The following is a 17,211-nucleotide window of genomic DNA, read 5'->3' on the forward strand; positions in this document are numbered from 1 at the left end:
CGGGTGGTTCGAGGATCCGAAGGCGTCAGACGGCGGGTTCGAGGATCGCGTCGATGCTCGATGCGCCGGCGTCGGGGACCCTGGGCTGGCGCCACGCCTCCACCGGGAAGGCGACGGTCACCAGCGCACAGAACAGCCACAGCAGGCGCTTGTCCTCCTCGGAGATGGTGTCCATCTCGACCTTCTCCAGGTAGGACGTGCCGGACTCCAGGAGCGGGAACGCGGCGTTGTAGAAGGCGTCGAGCTCCTCCATGGTGCTGGCGATGCGCTTGGCGTAGCGGGCGCGTTCGGTCGGGATCGCCCAGTCCGCGAACGGCTCGAGATCGGCGAATTCGGGCGGGAAGATGTTGGCCATGGTTCGCGTCTCCTCGGATCAGGAAGCGGGCTGCGTCTGGGTCTGCCGCCGCTGGTGGTCGCGCACGTACTGATACGTGGTGTGGTGCAGGTGACGCAGCAGGACCTCCTGGTCGTTGAGTGGGAAATCCGTCACCGCCCGCGACTCCAGCATGGTCTGCGTCGCCTCCAGGGTGTTGCCGTCCTGGAGTCCGTACTCCTTGAACGAGACGGCGGCGAGCTCCTGCTGCAGACGCTGGAAGGCGTTCTTCGGCGGGACGAAGTAGCACGTCCCCTCGAAGATGTGGGTGTTGTACGAGGTCGGCCAGTAGTGGTACGTGAGCACCCAGTTCGGCCGCCAGATCAGCAGCATGAAGTTCGGGAAGAACACGAAGGAGTCCATGCCCCAGCGGGGGTCCCGGGTCGGGTTGACGGCCGAGGGCAGGTCCTCCATGGCCATGCCGATGTCCGGCGCGTCCCACGGCCCGAACAGCCCGCTGCGCAGCGCCTGTTCGATCGGCTTGACCATCTTCCGGTCGTGCGGCGGTGCGATGCCGCCCCAGGACGACACCATCCCGTGGGGTCCGTCCACGTCGTAGGCGAGTGCCTCGTAGCCGTACTTCTGGATCTTGCGGCGCTCCTCGGCCATGTACTGTCCGCCGTGCAGGATCGGCGCGTGGTAGAACTCGGCGAACGCGTCGATGAACAGCTTCCAGTTGCTGCCGATCTCGGCGCGGTACTTGTGCACCTGCGTCAGCTTGTCGAAGGGGTAGCCCTCGATACCGGCCGCGAACTTGCCGAGGTACTCGCGCAGCGGCGTCTTGTTCTCCGGATCGAGGTTGACGAAGATGAACCCCTCCCACACCTCCGTCTGGATCCCGATCAGCCCGTAGTCGGACTTGTCGAGGTCGAAGAACTCGCCCTCCTGCTGGACGAAGGTCAGCTTGCCCTCGAGGTCGTAGCGCCAGGCGTGGTACTTGCAGGTGAACTGCCGGCAGACCCCGCTGGTCTCCTCGCGCGGGAAGTCGTTCCACACCAGCTTGTTGCCGCGGTGCCGGCACACGTTGTGGAACGCGCGCACTTCGCCATCCGAGCCACGCACGACGATCAGCGATGCGCCCGCCGCGTCCAGCTCCTTGGTGAAGAAGCTGCCCTTCTTCGGCAGCTGCTCGACGCGGCCGACGTTCAGCCATGTCCGGCGGAAGATCGCGTCACGCTCCAGCTCGTAGAACTCCGGCGAAATCGAGTCCTCGAACGAGAGCGGCTCCGTGCCGATCTTGAGGTGCTCGGTCCAACTGCCCGCATCGGGCTTGGGGAAGTGCGCCATGGATCTGCCCTCCAGTCGGTTGCACAGGGCGTACAGGCATACGGTAACACCGATATCCCATTGAGAGAATGCTATTCTCGCTGGAGAGCGATCGTCAACCCTGGGCGTTACGGGGTCACGGTGGGCGAGCGGGCACGGGCCCTGCGCAGAGGGCAGGCCACAGCGGTGGCGTGGCGAACCGACGCCGCACACCGGCGCAGGAAATGACACGGGGAACTACTCGAACAGGCCAGCCAGTTGGGCTGTCGGAATCCCACCGATCCGGGGGCCTTCTCGATGAGCAGCACGAGCACACCGGACACCGGCCGCTACGGCATCGCTCCCACAACCACCGCAGGACGGGCGGGCTGAAACCGGGGCGCCGCCTTGATGTCCGCCCCAGCGGAAAGACTCATAGACTCAAGGCGGTTTACAACGCCGCAGGTTCGGGGTCAGGTGTTCCGGGCATATGGGGCAGCTCGCCGCTGCGGAACACCTCGGTGACGTCGATCGAACCGGTCGGAGCGGCGGCCGCGGCCAGGGCCTGAGCTTTGAACGCCCGCGCGGCGACGCTCAACCGGTGCTGCACTGAACCGACTCCGCTGTTGAGGTCAGCAGGACATCGGTCGCCCCAGAGCCTGACGTCGGCCACGCCTCCCTCGAGGGCCTCCCGCACCATGCGCCGGACTCGTGCGTCGAGCCCGTAAAGATCCGCGTCGACGGCTATGGCCTGTGGCCCCGGACCACGAACCGGTGACGCCATCGCACACTCCAGGTCGACGGCTCGGGCCCCGAGGATCCGCAGCGGCCGGGGATCGGCGTGGTCCGCGGTGAGGACCGTGGCGTCCCACCCGGCCATCACCTGGTCGAACAGCCAGCCTCCGGCGGACCGCACCACCTCGACCGTGCTCGGCGCGACCACCACGAGCCGGTGCCTCAGGAATCGTCCGAGGGCGGGGCGAGCTGCCGGGCGAGCGACCTGGAGTACTCCCGGAACACTTCGGTCAGCGGTATCGAAGGGTCGAGCAGCCACGATGTCTCCATCCCGTTGAGAAAGGCGACGATCTCCACGGCCTTGACGGCCGGATCCAGGTCGGTGCGGTACTCGCCTGCGCGTTGGCCCTGCCGGATCTCCTCGGCGAGGGTGTCGACCGCCGCCCGGTACCTGTCGAGGAAGCGTTCGTGCAGCGGGGCGTCGGGGTTGAGGTTCTCGATCAGGAGCACGGCGAACATGCTGACCAGATCGGGTGCCCGCCGGAACCGCTCGGCACGCCCTTCGATCCGCTCGATCAAGTCGCCCGACGGATCCCTGGTGGCCTCGTCGTAGGCATCGCGGGCGTCGAGCACCGCGTGGAGCAACTGCTCCTTGGACTCGAAGTGGTGCAGCAGGCCTGCCGGGCTGACGCCTGCCTCCCGGGCGATCTGCCCGAGGGTGATGCTGCGCCACCCGTTCCGCGTCAGCAACCGCTGGGCGACGGTCAGGATCCGCTGCCTGCGCTCCTCCCCCTTGGCGAGGAGCGTGGCGTACGGCCGTCGACCAGACACGGGACCTCCTTCAACCAACCTACTGAATCGAAAGTAGGTTGGTTACCCGGCCGTGACAAGGGTCTCATCCGAACGAAACCTGACGTCCTGAAAGCCCGTGGCTCATGCGCCTGTGACCTACTGCAGCTTCTGCTTCATCTCGTCCAGCCTCGCGAGGACCGGGTAGCCGATGACGCTCAGGGCGTTGCCGTGGCCGGTCTGGTGGATGTCGAAGACGGACAGGATCGCGGCATGGAAACCCTGCACGTCCAGCGTCTGGTTGACGGCCCGTTTGGCCTGGCGGAGCCCGAAGGACGGCATCGTCGCGATCCGCTGCGCCAGCGCCCGTGCCTTGTCGTCCAACTCCTCACGCGGCACCACCTTGTTGACCATGCCGATACGCTCGGCCTCGTCCGCGGTGAGCGGGCGGCCTGTGAACAGGATCTCCTTGGCCTTCCCTGCGCCCAACTCCCGGTACGGCCGTGGTATTCGACGCCACCGATCCCCATGATGGCCACCGGGTCGGAGAACTGCCTCGAGCTCGTCGAGAAGCTCGGCGTTCTGGGCGTTGGCGACCTCGGGCCGGTTCAGGGTGATCGTCGCGATGCGGTCCTTCGCCTCGTAGAGGATGGTCACGGCGGCTCCTCAGCGTCGGGGCAGGCCGAGCACGCGCTCGGCGATGATGGTGCGCTGGATCTCGGACGTGCCGCCGGCGATCGTGCCGCCGAAGCTGCGGGCGTAGCGGTGGAACCAGCTGGCGAAGGCGTCGTCGTAGCTCATGTGGTAGTACGGCGCGGTGGTCGTCGGGTGAGTCAGCCCGTCGGGCCCGGCCGCCTCCAGCGCCCGCTCCAGGGCCTTCTGCGAGGCCTCCGAGCCGAGCACCTTCAGCACGGACAAGGCCGGGACGTCCGTGTCGCCGCGGGCGGCGCGGGCCAGGGCCGCCGAGCCGAGCAGGTTCAGCGCCTGCCGGTCCATGACGAGGGTGGCGTACCAGTCCTTGTCGAGGGGCGTGGAGGGGTGGAAGTCCCGTAGGAGATCCCCCATGCGCTCGGCGTCGCCCAGCCACATCAGGGTGCGTTCGTGACCGAGCGAGCCGTTGGCCACCCGCCAGCCCTGGTTGAGTGGACCGACAAGGTTCTCGGCAGGCACGCGGACGTCCTCGAAGAAGACCTCGTTGAAGTCCTTGTCCTCGGGACCGGTGAACGCGGCGAACGGGCGGCGGGTCACCCCGGGCGTGGATGTGGGGATCAGCAGCACGCTGATTCCCTTGTGCTTGGGGGCGTCCGGGTCCGTGCGCACGAAGGTGAGCAGGACGTCGGCGCCATGCGCGCCGGAGGTCCACACCTTCTGCCCGTTGACGATGAAGTGGTCGCCGTCCAGCACGGCACGCGTACGCAGGGACGCCAGGTCGGAACCAGCACCGGGCTCGCTCATACCGAGGGCTGCGGTGATCTCCGCACGCAGGATGGGCACGGCCCAGCGGTGCTTCTGCTCCTCGGTGCCGAAGGAGAGCAACGAGGCGGCGATGATCCCGACGCCCTGGGGGTTGAAGCTGTGGAAGATACGGCGCCGGGACAGCTCCTGCAGATGCACGAACTGCTGGACGACGGTGGCGTTGCGCCCGCCGAACTCCGGGGGATTGCCGGGGAGCAGCCAGCCCGTGTCGAACTGGAGCCGCTGCCAGCTCCTCGCCCACTCGGGGAGGTGTCCCGTGGAGCGGGACCGCTCGGCGGCCTCGGCCTCGGCGGGGAGGTTGGCCTCCAGGAACGCCGCGAACTCGGCGCGGAAGGCCTCGACGTCGTCGTCAAAGGTCAGTCGCATGGCACTCCTCTGCGATCAGTGCCCGGTGCTCGGCCGCACCGCCGAGCAGCAGCTCGCCTGCCTTGGCCCGCTTGAGCGCGAACTGCAGGTCGTTCTCCCAGGTGGTCCCCATCGCTCCGAACAGCTGCACGCCGTGGCGGAACACCAGGGCCTGGCACTCCCCCGCCGCGGCCTTCGCCATGGATGCGGCCAGCCGGCGGCGCGGGTCGTCGGCGGCGATCGTCATCATCGCGAAGTAGGCGAGGGCACGGGCCCGCTCTATCGCCACGTGCATGTCGACCGCCTTGTGCTGGACGGCCTGGAAGGAGCCGATGAGGGCGTCGAACTGGCGGCGGGTGCGTACATGCTCGATGGTCAGGTCGAGGATCCGGCGGCAGGCGCCGACCATCGTCAGGGCCAGGCCGGCCAGGGCGATGTGGCGGGCGCGCTCCGGGTCGGCCGTGCCGCGGGCGTCGTCGGTGACCCGTACCCCGGCGAAGGTGACATCGGCGACGTGCAGGAGCGGGTCGAAAACGGAGGTGCGCACGGCCGTCGCCTGCTCGGCGGGCACCACGAAGACGCCTTCCCCGGTGACGACGGCCAGCGAGTCGGCCCGGTCGCCGTCCAGCACATGCCGGGCAGTGCCTTCGAGCACCCAGCCCTCCTGGTCCTGGCGGGCGTTCACCCCTCCGAATACGGCGGCCCCGGACCCGGACTGCCCGGCCCAGGTGCCCGCCCGGGCAAGGGGTGCGAACTGCGTCATCGTCGCCAGATAGGGCGTCGGATCGACGGCCCTCCCCAACTCCTCCAGGACGATTCCGAGTTCGACCGCCTCGGTCGGATCCGTGAGCTCTGTCCAGCCGAGGTCGTTGTAGGTGCGCCAGAGGGGTGCGGGGTCCGCCCCGCCATCCACCACGGACCGGACCAGGGCGGGCGGGCACTCCTTGGCGACCGCGTCCCGGACGGTGTCCTGCCACAGCCGCTGGTCGGGGTCGAATTCAAAGAGCATCCCGGCCTCCGGTGACGAAGCCGCCGGCCGATGGCGTCAAATGCCCGAACTCGCGGTAGGTCTGGAAGTCCCGCGCCACGAACGGCCTCCTTGCCAGAGTTCCGGTGCATACAACATGGGAGAATAACATTCTCTTTCAGTGAAAGTAATAGTCTCCACGCGCTCTGCAGGTGCCCGATCGAGGAGAAAAATCCCTCCCCCAACACTGCAGTAATGTTCTCCTCATGGCGCAGAAGACGAGTCAGCCCGTGAGCACACCGAGCGAAGAGCCGGCCTGGAAGCAGCGTGCGATCGAGCGTTCCACCCAGGCTGCGAAACGCCGAGCAGAGCAGAGGGTGGAGCGGTTCCTCGGCGCCGCGCAGGCGATCATGGCGGAGAAGGGCACCACCGACTTCACCGTGCAGGAGGTCATCGAGCGGTCCCGCCAGTCGCTGCGCAGCTTCTACCAGCACTTCGACGGCAAGCACGAACTTCTGCTCGCCCTCTTCGAAGACGCCATGAACCGGACGGCCGACCAGATCCGCGCCGCCGCGTCCGGCCAGTCCGATCCGCTGGACCGCCTCAAGGTCGCCGTCCAGCTGCTGTTCGAGCTTTCACGCCCCGACCCGACCGCGCAGCGCCCGCTGTTCACCGATTTCGCCCCGAGGTTGCTGGTCTCCCACCCCGCCGAGGTGAAGTTCGCCCACGCGCCGCTGCTCACCCTGTTCACCGAGCTGATGACGGAGGCCGAGACCGCCGGCCGGCTGCGCCCCGGCCCCAAGCCCCGCCGCCTGGCCGCCATGACCATGCAGACCGTCATGTTCAACGCCCAGTCCAGCGGCGCTCCCGACGACGAGAGCGCTCACCCGATCACGGCCGACGAGATCTGGGACTTCTGCTCCAGGGGATTCACCCACACCCAGTAGGAGACCTTGTTCCGGCCCTCAGCTCGTGGTGATGGCGCGTTCGGGACAGGACGCGGCGGCGCTGCGCACCGCCTCCTCGAACTCGACGGGCACCTCGGGTGTCTCCACCACGGTGTAGCCGTCGTCGGTCAGGACGAACACCTCGGGACAGGCCACGCAGCACACCCCGTGACCGCGGCATCGTTCGTCGTCGACGGTGACCTTCATCGGGCGACTTCCTCGGCAGCAGGGGCGTCGGCGAGCGTGAACTCCAGGAAGAGACGCGTCAGTCCGCGCAGCATGAACGTCGGGACGTAGCGGTAGCGGCGGGCGCCCTCGGGGCCGTGCTTCTCCTCCGCGAGGCGGATGTCGGTGGTGCGGTCGAGGAGCCGCTCGATGGCCACCCGGGCCTCCGCACGGGCCAGCGGCGCTCCCGGGCAGGTGTGCACGCCGCGACCGAAGGCGAGGTGGCGGCGGACGTTCGAACGCCCGATGTCGAAGTCCGCGGGGCCTGCGAACTGGCGCGGGTCCCGGTTGGCGGCCCCGTTGAGCACCATCACCGTCGTACCGGCCGGGATGTCGACCCCGCCCACCGTCGTCGGGACCTTGGACAACCGGAAGTCCCCCTTGACCGGGCTCTCGATGCGCAGCACCTCCTCCACGAAGGCGGGGATGCGCTCCCGCTCGGCACGCAACTGCCGCTGAAGTTCTGGGCGTTCTGCGATCAGCTTGAGTGCCGTACCGAGGAGGCGGACGGTCGTCTCCTGGCCCGCAGCGAAGAGGTTGGCGGCGACACGTACGACGTCGGCGACGTCGGGCAGCCGGCCATCGGGGAACGTCGCGGCGGCGAGGCCCGAGAGCACGTCCTCGCGCGGCGCCCGGCGGCGGTCCTCGATGTAGCGCGCGACCCGGTCGTAGAGGTGCTCCAGGGGCGAGTGCGCCATCGTGCCCTCGCTGGTGCTGCCCATGGCCGCGCCGGTGGGCGGTCCGTGTTGCAGCTCCGCGGCGACCTCTGCCCGGTCCTCTTCCGGTACGCCGAGGAGGTCGGCGATGACGAGCATGGTGAAGGGTCCCGCGAATCCGTGAATGAACTCGCCTTCCCCGCCGGTGAGGAAGTCGTCGAGGAGACCGTCGGCGAGGTGCCACATGGCCGCCTCGTTCTCCTTGAGCCGCTTCGGAGTGATCAGGCGCATCAGCAGCGCACGGTGGTCCGTGTGGACCGGCGGGTCGAGCGTGGGCAGCTGGTCGCTCATCGGGAGTTCGTCGCGGTGCTGCTCAATCAGCTCGCTGACGTCGTCGCCCTCGAGCGGGACGGGGAAGCCGGGGAACGGGCCGGTCACCGAGTTGCACGCGGAGAAGGTGTCGGTGTCGTTGTAGATCTGCACGGCCTCCTCGTATCCCGTCACCATCACCACGTCGTGGTGGTTCTCCCGGCGTACGGGGCACTGCGCACGCAGCGCGTCGAAGTACGGGTAGGGGTCCTCGATGAGACCCTCGTCCCGGAAGAAGTCGGCCGACTCGTAGTCCTTCACTGTTCGTACGTTCCCTTCGGCATGGTCACGGCTGCGGCTCGGTGACACGGTGCGGTTCGGCCTCGCCGCCGTCGACGAGCGGCAGGGGCCCCGTCGACGACCGCTTCGGCGCCGCCGAAGCGGTCGCGCGCACTCAAGACCGTCCCGGGGATGGTTTCCCCCGTCATACGGACAGCAGCCTGGCCAGGTTGCCGCCCATGATCTTGGCCTGGTGCTCCTCGCTCATGTGCTTGATCGCTTCGAGGTAACTCGTCGGCTCCGCCAGGCCCTCGGGGTGCGGGTAGTCCGAACCGAACAGCACCTTGTCGACGCCGATGAGGTCGGCCAGCTCGCCCAGGTCCTCCTCCCAGAACGGGCTGACGTGGATGTTGCGCTTGACGGCCTCCACCGGGTCACCGCCGAAGCCCTCCGGAGCCTTCTTGTAGACGTCCGCCAGGGTCTCCAGCAACGGCGCCACCCAGCTGGAGCCGTTCTCGATGACCGCGATCTTCAGCTCGGGGAAGCGGAACAGCGCACCGTGGCACACCCACGACGCCACCGCGTCCTGGACCGGCCGCCACTCACCGACCATCCGGAAGGTGTTGGTCTTGAACGGCAGCATCTCCTGGTCGGCGCCCTCCCACTCGCTGGTGTACCGGGAATAGCCGCTGTCCGACGAGTGCATGGTGACCAGGATGTCGTGCTCGACGACACGCTTCCAGAACGGATCGAACTCGGGCAACGCGAAGGACCGCGGGCCACGAAGCCCGGGAACGGGAGCCGGCCGGACCAGGATCGCCCGGGCACCGCGCTCGACGCACCAGTCGAGTTCCTCGATCGCCTTCTCGACGATGGGGAGGCTGACCACCGGGACGGTGAAGATGCGCTCCTTGTAATTGAACGACCAGGTCTCGTGCAGCCACTGGTTGAGCGCGTGGACGACCACGTGGATCAGCTCGGGATCGTCGCGCATGCGCTCTTCGACGAGGCTGGCCAGCGTGGGGAACATCAGGGTCCTGTTGATGCCCAGCTCGTCCATCAGCTCCAGCCGCGGGGCCGGTTCACGGAAGGCGGGAATGGACCGCATCGGCTCGCCGAAGATCTCCCTGCGGCTCTTGCCCTCGGGGTTGCCGTTCCGGAAGTACTCCTCCATCGCGCCGGGGCGGGCGACCACCTCGAAGGTGGGGTTGGGGATGTAATCGCTGATCTGACCGCGGACCGCGATCTTGGTACGGCCGTTCACCTGCACGTACTGGATCGCGTCTCGGTACTGCTTGGGCAGGAACTTGGTCAGCGACTCCTCGGTCTCGTACAGGTGGTTGTCCGCGTCGAACAGCGGATACGGCAGCACGCGCGAGGGCATGAGATCCTCCTTTGCTCGATACGAGAAGCCTATTCTCCATATGTGCTCTACCGCAACGTCTCGGCGCAGGGGCACTTCTGGATCCCGCCGCTCGCCGTGCGCGCGAAGTCCGCGAGCCGATCACTGCCGGCCGGGTCCCTCAACCGGCCCTGCTGAAGGCCGAGCGCAGGTCACCGATAGGCTTGAGTACTTGTGCAGCACGTGAGAGCAGAGGGACCAAGCGAGAGCAGAGGGAAGAGGAGCACCATGACTGCCGTGCGTGGAACATCCGTGGACGTCCCCACCCCGGACGGCGCCGCCGACGCCTACCTGACCTTCCCCCAAGCTCTCGGCTCCGCTCGAGCAGGGGGGACCCCCATCGACGACGGCCGGCCTCATCCCGCGGTGCTGTTCTACATGGACGCCTTCGGGCCGCGCCCTCATCTGAGGAAGATGGCCGACCGCCTCGCCGAGGCCGGCTACACCGTGCTGGTTCCCCACGTCTTCTACCGCCACGGGCGCGCCCCGGTGGTGGAGCTGCCCGACTTCATCGGCCCCTCCCAGTCGCCTGGCATCTTCGAGCAGCTCCTTCCGATCATGCGGTCGCTCACCCCGGACCTGGCCATGCGCGACGCGGAGGCCTATCTGAACTGGCTGGCCGCCTGCCCCCAGGCCGCCGACGGGCCTGTCGGCATCACCGGCTACTGCATGGGCGCCGGCCTGGCGCTGCGTACCGCCGGCACCTACCCCGAGCGCGTGGCCGCCGCGGCCGGCTTCCACGGCGGGAACCTGGCCACCGAGGCCCCCGACAGCCCGCACCTTGTCGCCGACCGCATCACCGCCGAGCTGTACTTCGGCCACGCCGACCAGGACCGCTCCCTGCCCGCCGAGCAGATCGACCGCCTCGACAAAGCCCTCACCGCGGCCGGCGTCCGCCACCGCACCGAGGTCTACTCCGGCGCGCACCACGGCTATACGCAGTCCGACACCGCCGCCTACAACCCCGAAGCGGCGGAACGCCACTGGGCAGCCCTTCTGGACCTCCTGGGCCGAGCCCTCTGATCTGGCCGCCTGCGTCGGCAAGGGACTTGGGATCCCAGGTGGGTTCCCATTTCACTCGTGAGGTTCCGCGGTTCCCATGAGAGTGATCCGGACCAGGTCGGACGTGGGCTCGGCCAGTGCCATGGCGCGCCCGGTGTGCAGCAGGACCAGGTCGGCGGGCTCGCCGCGCCGGACGCGCCGGGGTGGTCCGCCGGGGTCCTCGGGCGGGCAGAGGTAGGCATTGAGGGCCGCGGCCGGGGTGAGTGTCTCCTCGGGGGCGAGTATGGCGCCGAGCGGGGTTTTGCGCTGCACTGCGGCTGCGATGACGGCCCAGGGGTCCAACGGCCCGTACGGAGCGTCGGAGGACAGGGCCAGCGGAATGCCGGCGTCGGTGAGGGATCGGCAGCGGTAGAGGTCCGCGTGATCGTTGGCGGGGACGTCGCGTGCGTAGTCGTCGCCGCGGTCGGCGACGAAGCCGGGCTGGGTCACGACGCGCAGCCCGAGCGCGGCGATGTCGCCGATCAACTCGCGGGGGACGACGGCTGCGTGTTCGATTCGGTCACCGGGCCGGGAACCTGCCTCCCGCAAGGCCACCAGCAGAAGCACGAGCGCCTCGCGGGTCACGGCGTGCACGGCCACGGCTCGGCCGTGGGTATGCGCCGCGCGGATGCGTTCGATGAGGTCGTCGAGCGCGGGCAGGCCCGAGTCGGCCAGGACGATTTTGTAGGGGCCGATCGAGGGGCGGCGGGGGCCGGGTGAGGTGCTGTCAGAGGACGCTCCGAGCGGGGCACCGAGAAGGTGAACTCGCTGGGGAAGCGCCCCACTCTCCATGTCGGCGGTGATGGCAGCGAGGGCGCCCGGAGCCACGTCGGGTGTGGCGTCGGTGACGGCGGTGATGCCGAACCGGGCGAGCTGGTGGCCGATGTCCGCGAGACCGGGTGGGCGGGTGCGCGGGAGCCGGGTACGCAGCCAGTCGTCGGCGCGCCACAACCGGCCGTTCGGCGTGCCGTTCGCGTGCCGTTCGATGCCGGGGTGGTCGCCGTGGGCGAGGGAGAGGGCGGTCGCGGCTGCGGTGTTGAGGATCCAGAGGGCGCCGCTGCGGTGCTGGATACGCATGGGGCGGTGAGGGTGGAGCCGGTCCAGGGCGGCCGCGTCAAGGTCGCCGGCGACGGTCTCGTGGTAGCCGGTGCCGCGGATCCAGCCGTGCTCGTCGGGCGCCGCCTTGGCGAGCGCCTCGCCGAGGGCGGCCGTGTCAAGAACCGCTGGTGGTCCGCAGGGGGTTGAGCGCTGGTGGGCGGCGAGGGCGTGCAGGTGCAGATGGTGGTCGACAAGGCCGGGCAACAGCGCGCCACCACGACAGTCGAGCGTCTCCTCCCCTGGGCGGCGGGGCAGGGCCGGGGCGATGTCCGCGATGCGTCCGGAGGTGATACGGACGTCGGCGCGGCGGCCGTCGTCGAGCTCGGCGTTGCGCAGCAGCAGGCTGCCGATGTTCACCGGGCTGTCCGTCCTGAGTACGCGGGTCATGGTGCCGGGATTCCGAGACCGCGCAGCACCTCGGTGGTGTGCTCACCCATGCGGGGTGCGTCCCCGGCGGGTTCGCGCCGACGGGGTTCCGTGACGGGGACGCATCCGTCGGCGGTCCCGACCGTCCACCCCGTGCCCGTGGGGCGGGCCGCGGTGGCGGGCCCGGGTGGTTCGTCGTCCAGCGTGGCGGCGACGACGTCGGTCATCGCGACATCGTGCAGGACGCCGGAGCCGTCGGCAGGGGCGGTCAACGCCAGGGCGGCGGCGGTCAGGCCGGTCAGTGGGTCGGCTATCGCGTCGCCGCAGAACAGCGGGGTGCCGTCGGGTTCGCGGGCGACCAGGCCGGCAGCGGCTGCCACGTCGTCGCCGAAACCGACCTGGTCGCTGCCGCGCCCCGCGGCGGTGATGGAGATCCAGGTGGTGCCGGCGGCCACCGCGGCGTGCGCGTCGAGGCCGAAGCGGGCCAGTGCGCGGGGGCGGGAGGCCTCGATCACGATGTCGGCGGCGGCGACGAGCGCGGCCAGCGCACGACGGCCGGACGCGGTGCCGGGGTCGAGGACGACGGACTCGTGCCCGGCGTGCAACAAGCGGTAGAAGCCGGGGTGGCCTCGGCGGGCGCCGTCCGGGCGGGTCGGTGTTTCGACCTTGACCACGGGGGCTCCGGCGAGACCGAGCAGGTGGGCGCAGAGCGGACCGGCCCACAGCGCGCTGAAATCGACGACGAGCAGGCCGTCTACGGGCCGGGGCTCCATCGGCATCTGTGGCGGCCGGAGGCGGGTGGGAACACCTGTGCTGACCGGACCGGCGGCGAGGCCGAGGAGCGTGGCCCGCTCTGCCAGTTCGGCGCCGCTGTGCGCCCTCAGCCAAGCTGCGACAGCGGGCCAGGGGTCACCGGTGAGCTCGGTGCCGATGAGGGCGCCGAGCAGCGCAGGGTCATCGGGGCGGGCACACGACACCGCCGCCCAGCCGTCAGCGGTCTGCAGCAGTCGGCAGGCGCCGCCTGCCGAGGTCCGGCCCCGCCGGGAGTGGCCCGTGAACGCGGCTCGTTCTGCGAGCAGTTCGGCGCCGTCCAGCCGGACCGGCGCGGCGGTGCCGGCGGTCAGCGCGGCGATCCGGGCGGAGAGTTCGCGGGCCTGGGACGCCGCGCGCCCGGGCGGTACGAGCGGGGGGCCGTCGGGGCGTCCGGTGAGCGCGACGACCCCACTGGACGCCCAGTCAGTCATCGGGTCCGTGGCGACGGTCATGCCGCTGACCAGTCTGAACCCGACATGACAGTGAGCACGAGGCCGACGATACACTCACGATCGCCCGCCGGGACCTTCAAGGAGCGTGGCCTTTCACCAAGGAGCGTGGCCTTCCATGTCGTCCGTGCCCGTGATCAGCCCGACGCAACTGGCAGACGGCGCGGCGCACACCCCACTGCTCGATACGGCAGCGCGGCCGGTCGATCCCGTCCTGGCCGTCGACCTCGACGAGCCCGCTGCGCCCGCCGTACTTGGTGCTGCGATCCGCCACGCCCAGGCCTGCGACCGATTGCTCGTCGGCATCACCGGTGCCCGGGGGGCGATGGTGCCGACCGAGGTCACCACACTGGCGGCGGCACTCGACATGACCCTGGTCGATCAGCGGGCGGAGTCCAGCGGCCGCCCGTACATCCCGGTGCCCGATCCGGCCGCCGCACTGGCCGGGCTCGCAACTGCGGCGGCTGCGAACCCCCAGGCCGTACTCGTACTGGCCGGGCTTCTGCGCATGACCGAGACGCTCCCGGTACGCGACGCCCTGGATGCGGAGTCGCTGGCGTACTCCACACTGCTCGGCGGAGCGGAGTTCCAGCGTTGGCTCACCGCACGCGGACCGCGCCCGCTCCCCCCGCCGGTGCCGGACCCCGTGCTGGTCGCCCGGCACGGGGACCTTCTGGAAGTGACCCTCAACCGCCCGGCGCGGCGCAACGCGTACGACCGGCAGATGAGGGACGCGCTGGTCGAGGCCCTGCACCTCGCCGCCCTCGACGACACCATCTCGCGCGTGGTGCTCACCGGCGCCGGACCGGCGTTCTGCTCGGGCGGAGACCTCGACGAGTTCGGCACCACCCCCGACGCGGCCACCGCCCATCTCGTGCGGACCCGCGCCGGTGCGGGTCGGCTCATCCATGAACTGCGCGACCGGATGCAGGTGCGGGTACACGGAACCTGTGTGGGTTCCGGCATCGAGCTGCCCGCCTTCGCCGGGACCGTCCTCGCCGCCCCGGGCACCACCTTCAGGCTGCCCGAAGTCGGCATGGGCCTGATCCCCGGCGCCGGCGGTACCGTCAGCATTCCCCGCCGCATCGGTCGCTGGCGCACCCTCTACCTCGCGATCAGCGGCACCGGTCTGGACGCTACGACCGCTCTCTCCTGGGGACTCGTCGACGAAGTCCGCACATGACGACCAGTCAGGTCAGGTCAGGTCAGGTCAGGTCAGGTCGAGCCTGATCGCGTTGGCGATGATCTCGCCGATGAGGACAGCGGTCGCCGCAGGTCCGCGGTGAGGCGTGTCCGGGAGGATCGAGGTGTCCGCGACGCGCAGCCCACGTACGCCGTGGACGCGCCCGAACTGGTCGACGGCAGCATGCTCCGGATCATCGGCGGGTCCCATCGGGACGGTGCCGCAGGTGTGCTGGGCAGTGCCGAGGTGGTCGCCGATCCAGCGGTCGAGGGCGCGATCGTCGTCGAGGACGTCGGGGCCCGGATCGAGCAGCCCGTCGGCGATGTCGGCGAAGGGCGGCGTGTCGAGAAGGGCTGCGGTGACGCGCACGGCTTCGCGTAGGACGCGGTAGTCGTCGGGCGTGCTCAGGTAGCCGTAGTCGATGGTCAGTGGTGTGGCGGGGTCCGCGGATTCGACGCGCAGTCGGCCGGTGGGCCTGGGTGCTTGGGCAGATACGAGGAACGACAGGGGGGCACCCGGGACACGCACGACGCCGCCCACGAGCCCGGCCATGGGGACCAGGGACTGGAGTATTTCCAGATCGCCGGGGCTCTGGGGCGTACTGCCCGGGTAGGGAAGGTGCAGACAGCCGCCGAGCCAGGAGTCGGCCGGCTCGCCCAGGTCCCCCCGTGGGGCCCAGTCCAGGACGACTTGTGGGTGGTCGCTGAAGCGAGTGCCGACGGCCGGGACGTCCCGGACGACGGGAATGCCGAGCCGTTCAAGGTCGCCGCGCGGTCCGATTCCGGAGAGTTGGAGCAAGTGGGGGGTACTGAAGGCCCCGGCGCTGAGCACGACGGCGCCGGCGTGAACGGCGGCGACTTCGCCGTCCCTTCGGACGACGACGCCGGTGGCGCGGCCGTGCTCGATGACGACCCGGCGAGCCTGGCAGCCGCCGAGGACGGTGAGGTTGGGCCGGTCGAGCACCTCGGGGAGATAGCTGAGGCCGGTGTTGCGGCGCACTCCATCAACGGAGTTGGAGGGTACGGGCCCGAAGCCCGGCGCCGCCTGATCGTTCTTGTCGTGATCGGATGGGAAGCCGAGAACGCGGGTCGCGTCGCGGAAGGCCGCAGCGGCCGGGTGCTCCAGGCGGCTCCGCCGGATCCGCATCGGGCCCTGGCCGCCATGAAGTTCGCTCGGGCCGAAGTCGAGGTCGTTCTCCAGCCCGCGCAGGAACGGCAGGACCTGGTCGTAGGCCCAGGCGGGATTGCCCGCGGCGGCCCAGCGGTCGAAGTCCTCGCGCCGCGCACGTACGAAGTATCCGCCGTTGACGGTGGTCGAACCGCCGAGGATGCGCCCGCGCGGGACCGTCCAAGGCCGCTCCGGTGTGAGACGCACGTGGTACGCGGTCGTGGCGGGATGGTTCGGCTGCGCGCCCGGAACCAGTCGCGCGTCCAGCAGCGCAGGGCCGAATCCGGCCGTGCCGTACGGCATCGGCCCGGCGTCCAGCAGCAGCACGCTCCGGTCGGGATCCTCGGTCAGCCGTGCCGCGAGCACCGCACCGGCTGCTCCGGCGCCGACCACGACGACATCAGGCCGGCGGCTCACCGGACACGCACCGTACGGCGGTGGAAGGAGCGTGGGATCTGTCCCATGATCAGGGCATCCAAGTCGGCTCAGGCTGCGGAACGCAAGCCCCATGCTCGTGCCGGACGCAAGCCCATGCTCGTCGCGCGACCATTTCAGCGGTTTCCAAGGTGCTGATGTGCAGTGAACTTTGCGCAGTTCAAAGCGGGTTGAGAGCCTTCCGCGCACGAGGCTCCGATCGGCTCGAGAGAAATTGGCGCCGACCGACGCCTTCCTTTTGGCACCCCATGCCAAATACTCTCCCGGTGTCTGCACGGCACGGTCAGCGATGCTCGCGTTCCCGAGTGCGTAGCGCTGTCCTGCCTGCACTTCGTTCCACGCACCCTGGGGGTGTGCGCACCAGCCGTGCCCACCCGCGCTCCTGTTCGCGTGCACCCCAGCCGGCACACACCCGTGTAGGCCCGCACTCATGAGGGAGACCGCATGAACGAGACGAGCTCCACCCAGGCCGAGCAGAACCACGCCGACGAGATCACGTCACCCGATGGGCTCATCGAGGCCGAGGATCTGATCGAGGAGGTCTCGATCGACGGCATGTGCGGCGTCTACTAGGCCGCGCACATGGCCACGCTGAACCTGGACCGTGCCTGGGACCTGCACCCGCAGGTCTCGGTACGGCCGGAACCCTTCGGTGCCCTGCTGTACCACTTCGGTACCCGCAAACTGTCCTTCCTCAAGGACCGCAGGCTGCTCGCGGTCGTCCAGGCGCTCGCGACGGCGCCCACCGCGCGGGCGGCCTGCTCGGCCGCCGGCGTCGACGACGGGAACCTGCCCAGGTACGAGCACGCCCTTGCCGTACTCGCGCAGTCGGCGATGGTCGTCGAAAGGACCCCGAGCTCATGACCACAACTCCGGAAATATCGAGGCCTACACCGGGCGCCTCGCGCCTG

At 69.6% G+C, this 17,211-nt stretch carries 18 protein-coding genes; 5 read left to right on the top strand and 13 right to left on the bottom strand.

What is annotated here, in order from left to right:
• Positions 1–25: 25 nt before the first annotated feature.
• The 7 genes from ACSMXV_RS02025 to ACSMXV_RS02055 all read right to left on the bottom strand — a co-directional run bounded on the left by ACSMXV_RS02025 (position 26) and on the right by ACSMXV_RS02055 (position 5,972).
• Positions 26–355 carry a hypothetical protein gene (locus ACSMXV_RS02025; protein WP_181658850.1) on the bottom strand — a complete coding sequence of 110 codons (330 nt, stop codon included), beginning with the start codon at positions 353–355 and terminating at the stop codon, positions 26–28.
• Between the two features lie 18 nt (positions 356–373).
• Positions 374–1,660 carry an aromatic ring-hydroxylating oxygenase subunit alpha gene (locus tag ACSMXV_RS02030; RefSeq protein ID WP_181658849.1) on the bottom strand — a complete coding sequence of 429 codons (1,287 nt, stop codon included), beginning with the start codon at positions 1,658–1,660 and terminating at the stop codon, positions 374–376.
• Between the two features lie 409 nt (positions 1,661–2,069).
• A complete protein-coding gene (locus tag ACSMXV_RS02035; protein WP_473175967.1) occupies positions 2,070–2,564 on the bottom strand; it encodes a hypothetical protein in 495 nt (164 codons plus the stop codon).
• 11 nt (positions 2,565–2,575) lie between these two features.
• On the bottom strand, positions 2,576–3,184 hold the full coding sequence (locus tag ACSMXV_RS02040) for a TetR/AcrR family transcriptional regulator (RefSeq protein ID WP_473175968.1): 609 nt from the start codon (positions 3,182–3,184) through the stop codon (positions 2,576–2,578).
• Positions 3,185–3,301: 117 nt separating this feature from the next.
• A complete protein-coding gene (locus tag ACSMXV_RS02045; RefSeq protein ID WP_473175969.1) occupies positions 3,302–3,799 on the bottom strand; it encodes an enoyl-CoA hydratase-related protein in 498 nt (165 codons plus the stop codon).
• Between the two features lie 9 nt (positions 3,800–3,808).
• Positions 3,809–4,984 carry an acyl-CoA dehydrogenase family protein gene (locus ACSMXV_RS02050; RefSeq protein ID WP_473175970.1) on the bottom strand — a complete coding sequence of 392 codons (1,176 nt, stop codon included), beginning with the start codon at positions 4,982–4,984 and terminating at the stop codon, positions 3,809–3,811.
• Positions 4,968–5,972 carry an acyl-CoA dehydrogenase family protein gene (locus tag ACSMXV_RS02055; protein WP_473175971.1) on the bottom strand — a complete coding sequence of 335 codons (1,005 nt, stop codon included), beginning with the start codon at positions 5,970–5,972 and terminating at the stop codon, positions 4,968–4,970. The genes ACSMXV_RS02050 and ACSMXV_RS02055 overlap by 17 nt, the downstream gene beginning before the upstream one ends.
• Positions 5,973–6,196: 224 nt before the next feature.
• Here ACSMXV_RS02055 and ACSMXV_RS02060 point away from each other — a divergent pair, with 224 nt between their 5' ends.
• Complete coding sequence (locus ACSMXV_RS02060) at positions 6,197–6,877, top strand: TetR/AcrR family transcriptional regulator (protein ID WP_473175972.1); 681 nt, start codon at positions 6,197–6,199, stop codon at positions 6,875–6,877.
• Between the two features lie 18 nt (positions 6,878–6,895).
• Here the strand turns inward: ACSMXV_RS02060 and ACSMXV_RS02065 are convergent, their stop codons facing one another.
• The 3 genes from ACSMXV_RS02065 to ACSMXV_RS02075 form a co-directional block, all read right to left on the bottom strand.
• Positions 6,896–7,084, bottom strand: coding sequence for a ferredoxin (locus tag ACSMXV_RS02065; RefSeq protein ID WP_181865292.1), 189 nt, complete (start codon positions 7,082–7,084; stop codon positions 6,896–6,898).
• Entirely contained in the window at positions 7,081–8,388 is a 1,308-nt protein-coding gene (locus ACSMXV_RS02070) for a cytochrome P450 (protein WP_473175973.1), read from the bottom strand. The genes ACSMXV_RS02065 and ACSMXV_RS02070 overlap by 4 nt, the downstream gene beginning before the upstream one ends.
• Before the next feature lie 163 nt (positions 8,389–8,551).
• Complete coding sequence (locus ACSMXV_RS02075) at positions 8,552–9,730, bottom strand: amidohydrolase family protein (protein WP_473175974.1); 1,179 nt, start codon at positions 9,728–9,730, stop codon at positions 8,552–8,554.
• A 246-nt stretch (positions 9,731–9,976) separates the two neighbouring features.
• On the opposite strand from ACSMXV_RS02075, the gene ACSMXV_RS02080 reads away from it, so the two are divergent.
• The gene (locus tag ACSMXV_RS02080) at positions 9,977–10,771 is read left to right on the top strand and encodes a dienelactone hydrolase family protein (protein WP_473175975.1); all 795 of its coding nucleotides are present in this window, start codon (positions 9,977–9,979) and stop codon (positions 10,769–10,771) included.
• A gap of 51 nt (positions 10,772–10,822) precedes the next feature.
• Here the strand turns inward: ACSMXV_RS02080 and ACSMXV_RS02085 are convergent, their stop codons facing one another.
• Together ACSMXV_RS02085 and ACSMXV_RS02090 are read right to left on the bottom strand one after the other, a co-directional pair.
• Complete coding sequence (locus ACSMXV_RS02085; RefSeq protein ID WP_473175976.1) at positions 10,823–12,274, bottom strand: amidohydrolase family protein; 1,452 nt, start codon at positions 12,272–12,274, stop codon at positions 10,823–10,825.
• A complete protein-coding gene (locus tag ACSMXV_RS02090) occupies positions 12,271–13,518 on the bottom strand; it encodes a CoA transferase (RefSeq protein ID WP_473175977.1) in 1,248 nt (415 codons plus the stop codon). The genes ACSMXV_RS02085 and ACSMXV_RS02090 overlap by 4 nt, the downstream gene beginning before the upstream one ends.
• Positions 13,519–13,633: 115 nt before the next feature.
• Here ACSMXV_RS02090 and ACSMXV_RS02095 point away from each other — a divergent pair, with 115 nt between their 5' ends.
• A complete protein-coding gene (locus ACSMXV_RS02095; RefSeq protein WP_473175978.1) occupies positions 13,634–14,698 on the top strand; it encodes an enoyl-CoA hydratase/isomerase family protein in 1,065 nt (354 codons plus the stop codon).
• A 27-nt stretch (positions 14,699–14,725) separates the two neighbouring features.
• Here the strand turns inward: ACSMXV_RS02095 and mftG are convergent, their stop codons facing one another.
• Complete coding sequence (gene mftG, locus ACSMXV_RS02100) at positions 14,726–16,282, bottom strand: mycofactocin dehydrogenase MftG (RefSeq protein WP_473175979.1); 1,557 nt, start codon at positions 16,280–16,282, stop codon at positions 14,726–14,728.
• A 462-nt stretch (positions 16,283–16,744) separates the two neighbouring features.
• Between mftG and mftA the strand changes: the two genes are divergently transcribed.
• The gene (gene mftA / locus ACSMXV_RS02105) at positions 16,745–16,873 is read left to right on the top strand and encodes a mycofactocin precursor MftA (RefSeq protein WP_181658838.1); all 129 of its coding nucleotides are present in this window, start codon (positions 16,745–16,747) and stop codon (positions 16,871–16,873) included.
• A gap of 9 nt (positions 16,874–16,882) precedes the next feature.
• Positions 16,883–17,164, top strand: coding sequence for a mycofactocin biosynthesis chaperone MftB (gene mftB / locus ACSMXV_RS02110; protein WP_473175980.1), 282 nt, complete (start codon positions 16,883–16,885; stop codon positions 17,162–17,164).
• The last annotated feature ends 47 nt before the right edge of the window (positions 17,165–17,211 follow it).

The sequence above is a fragment of the Streptomyces sp. DSM 42067 genome (assembly GCF_055792885.1).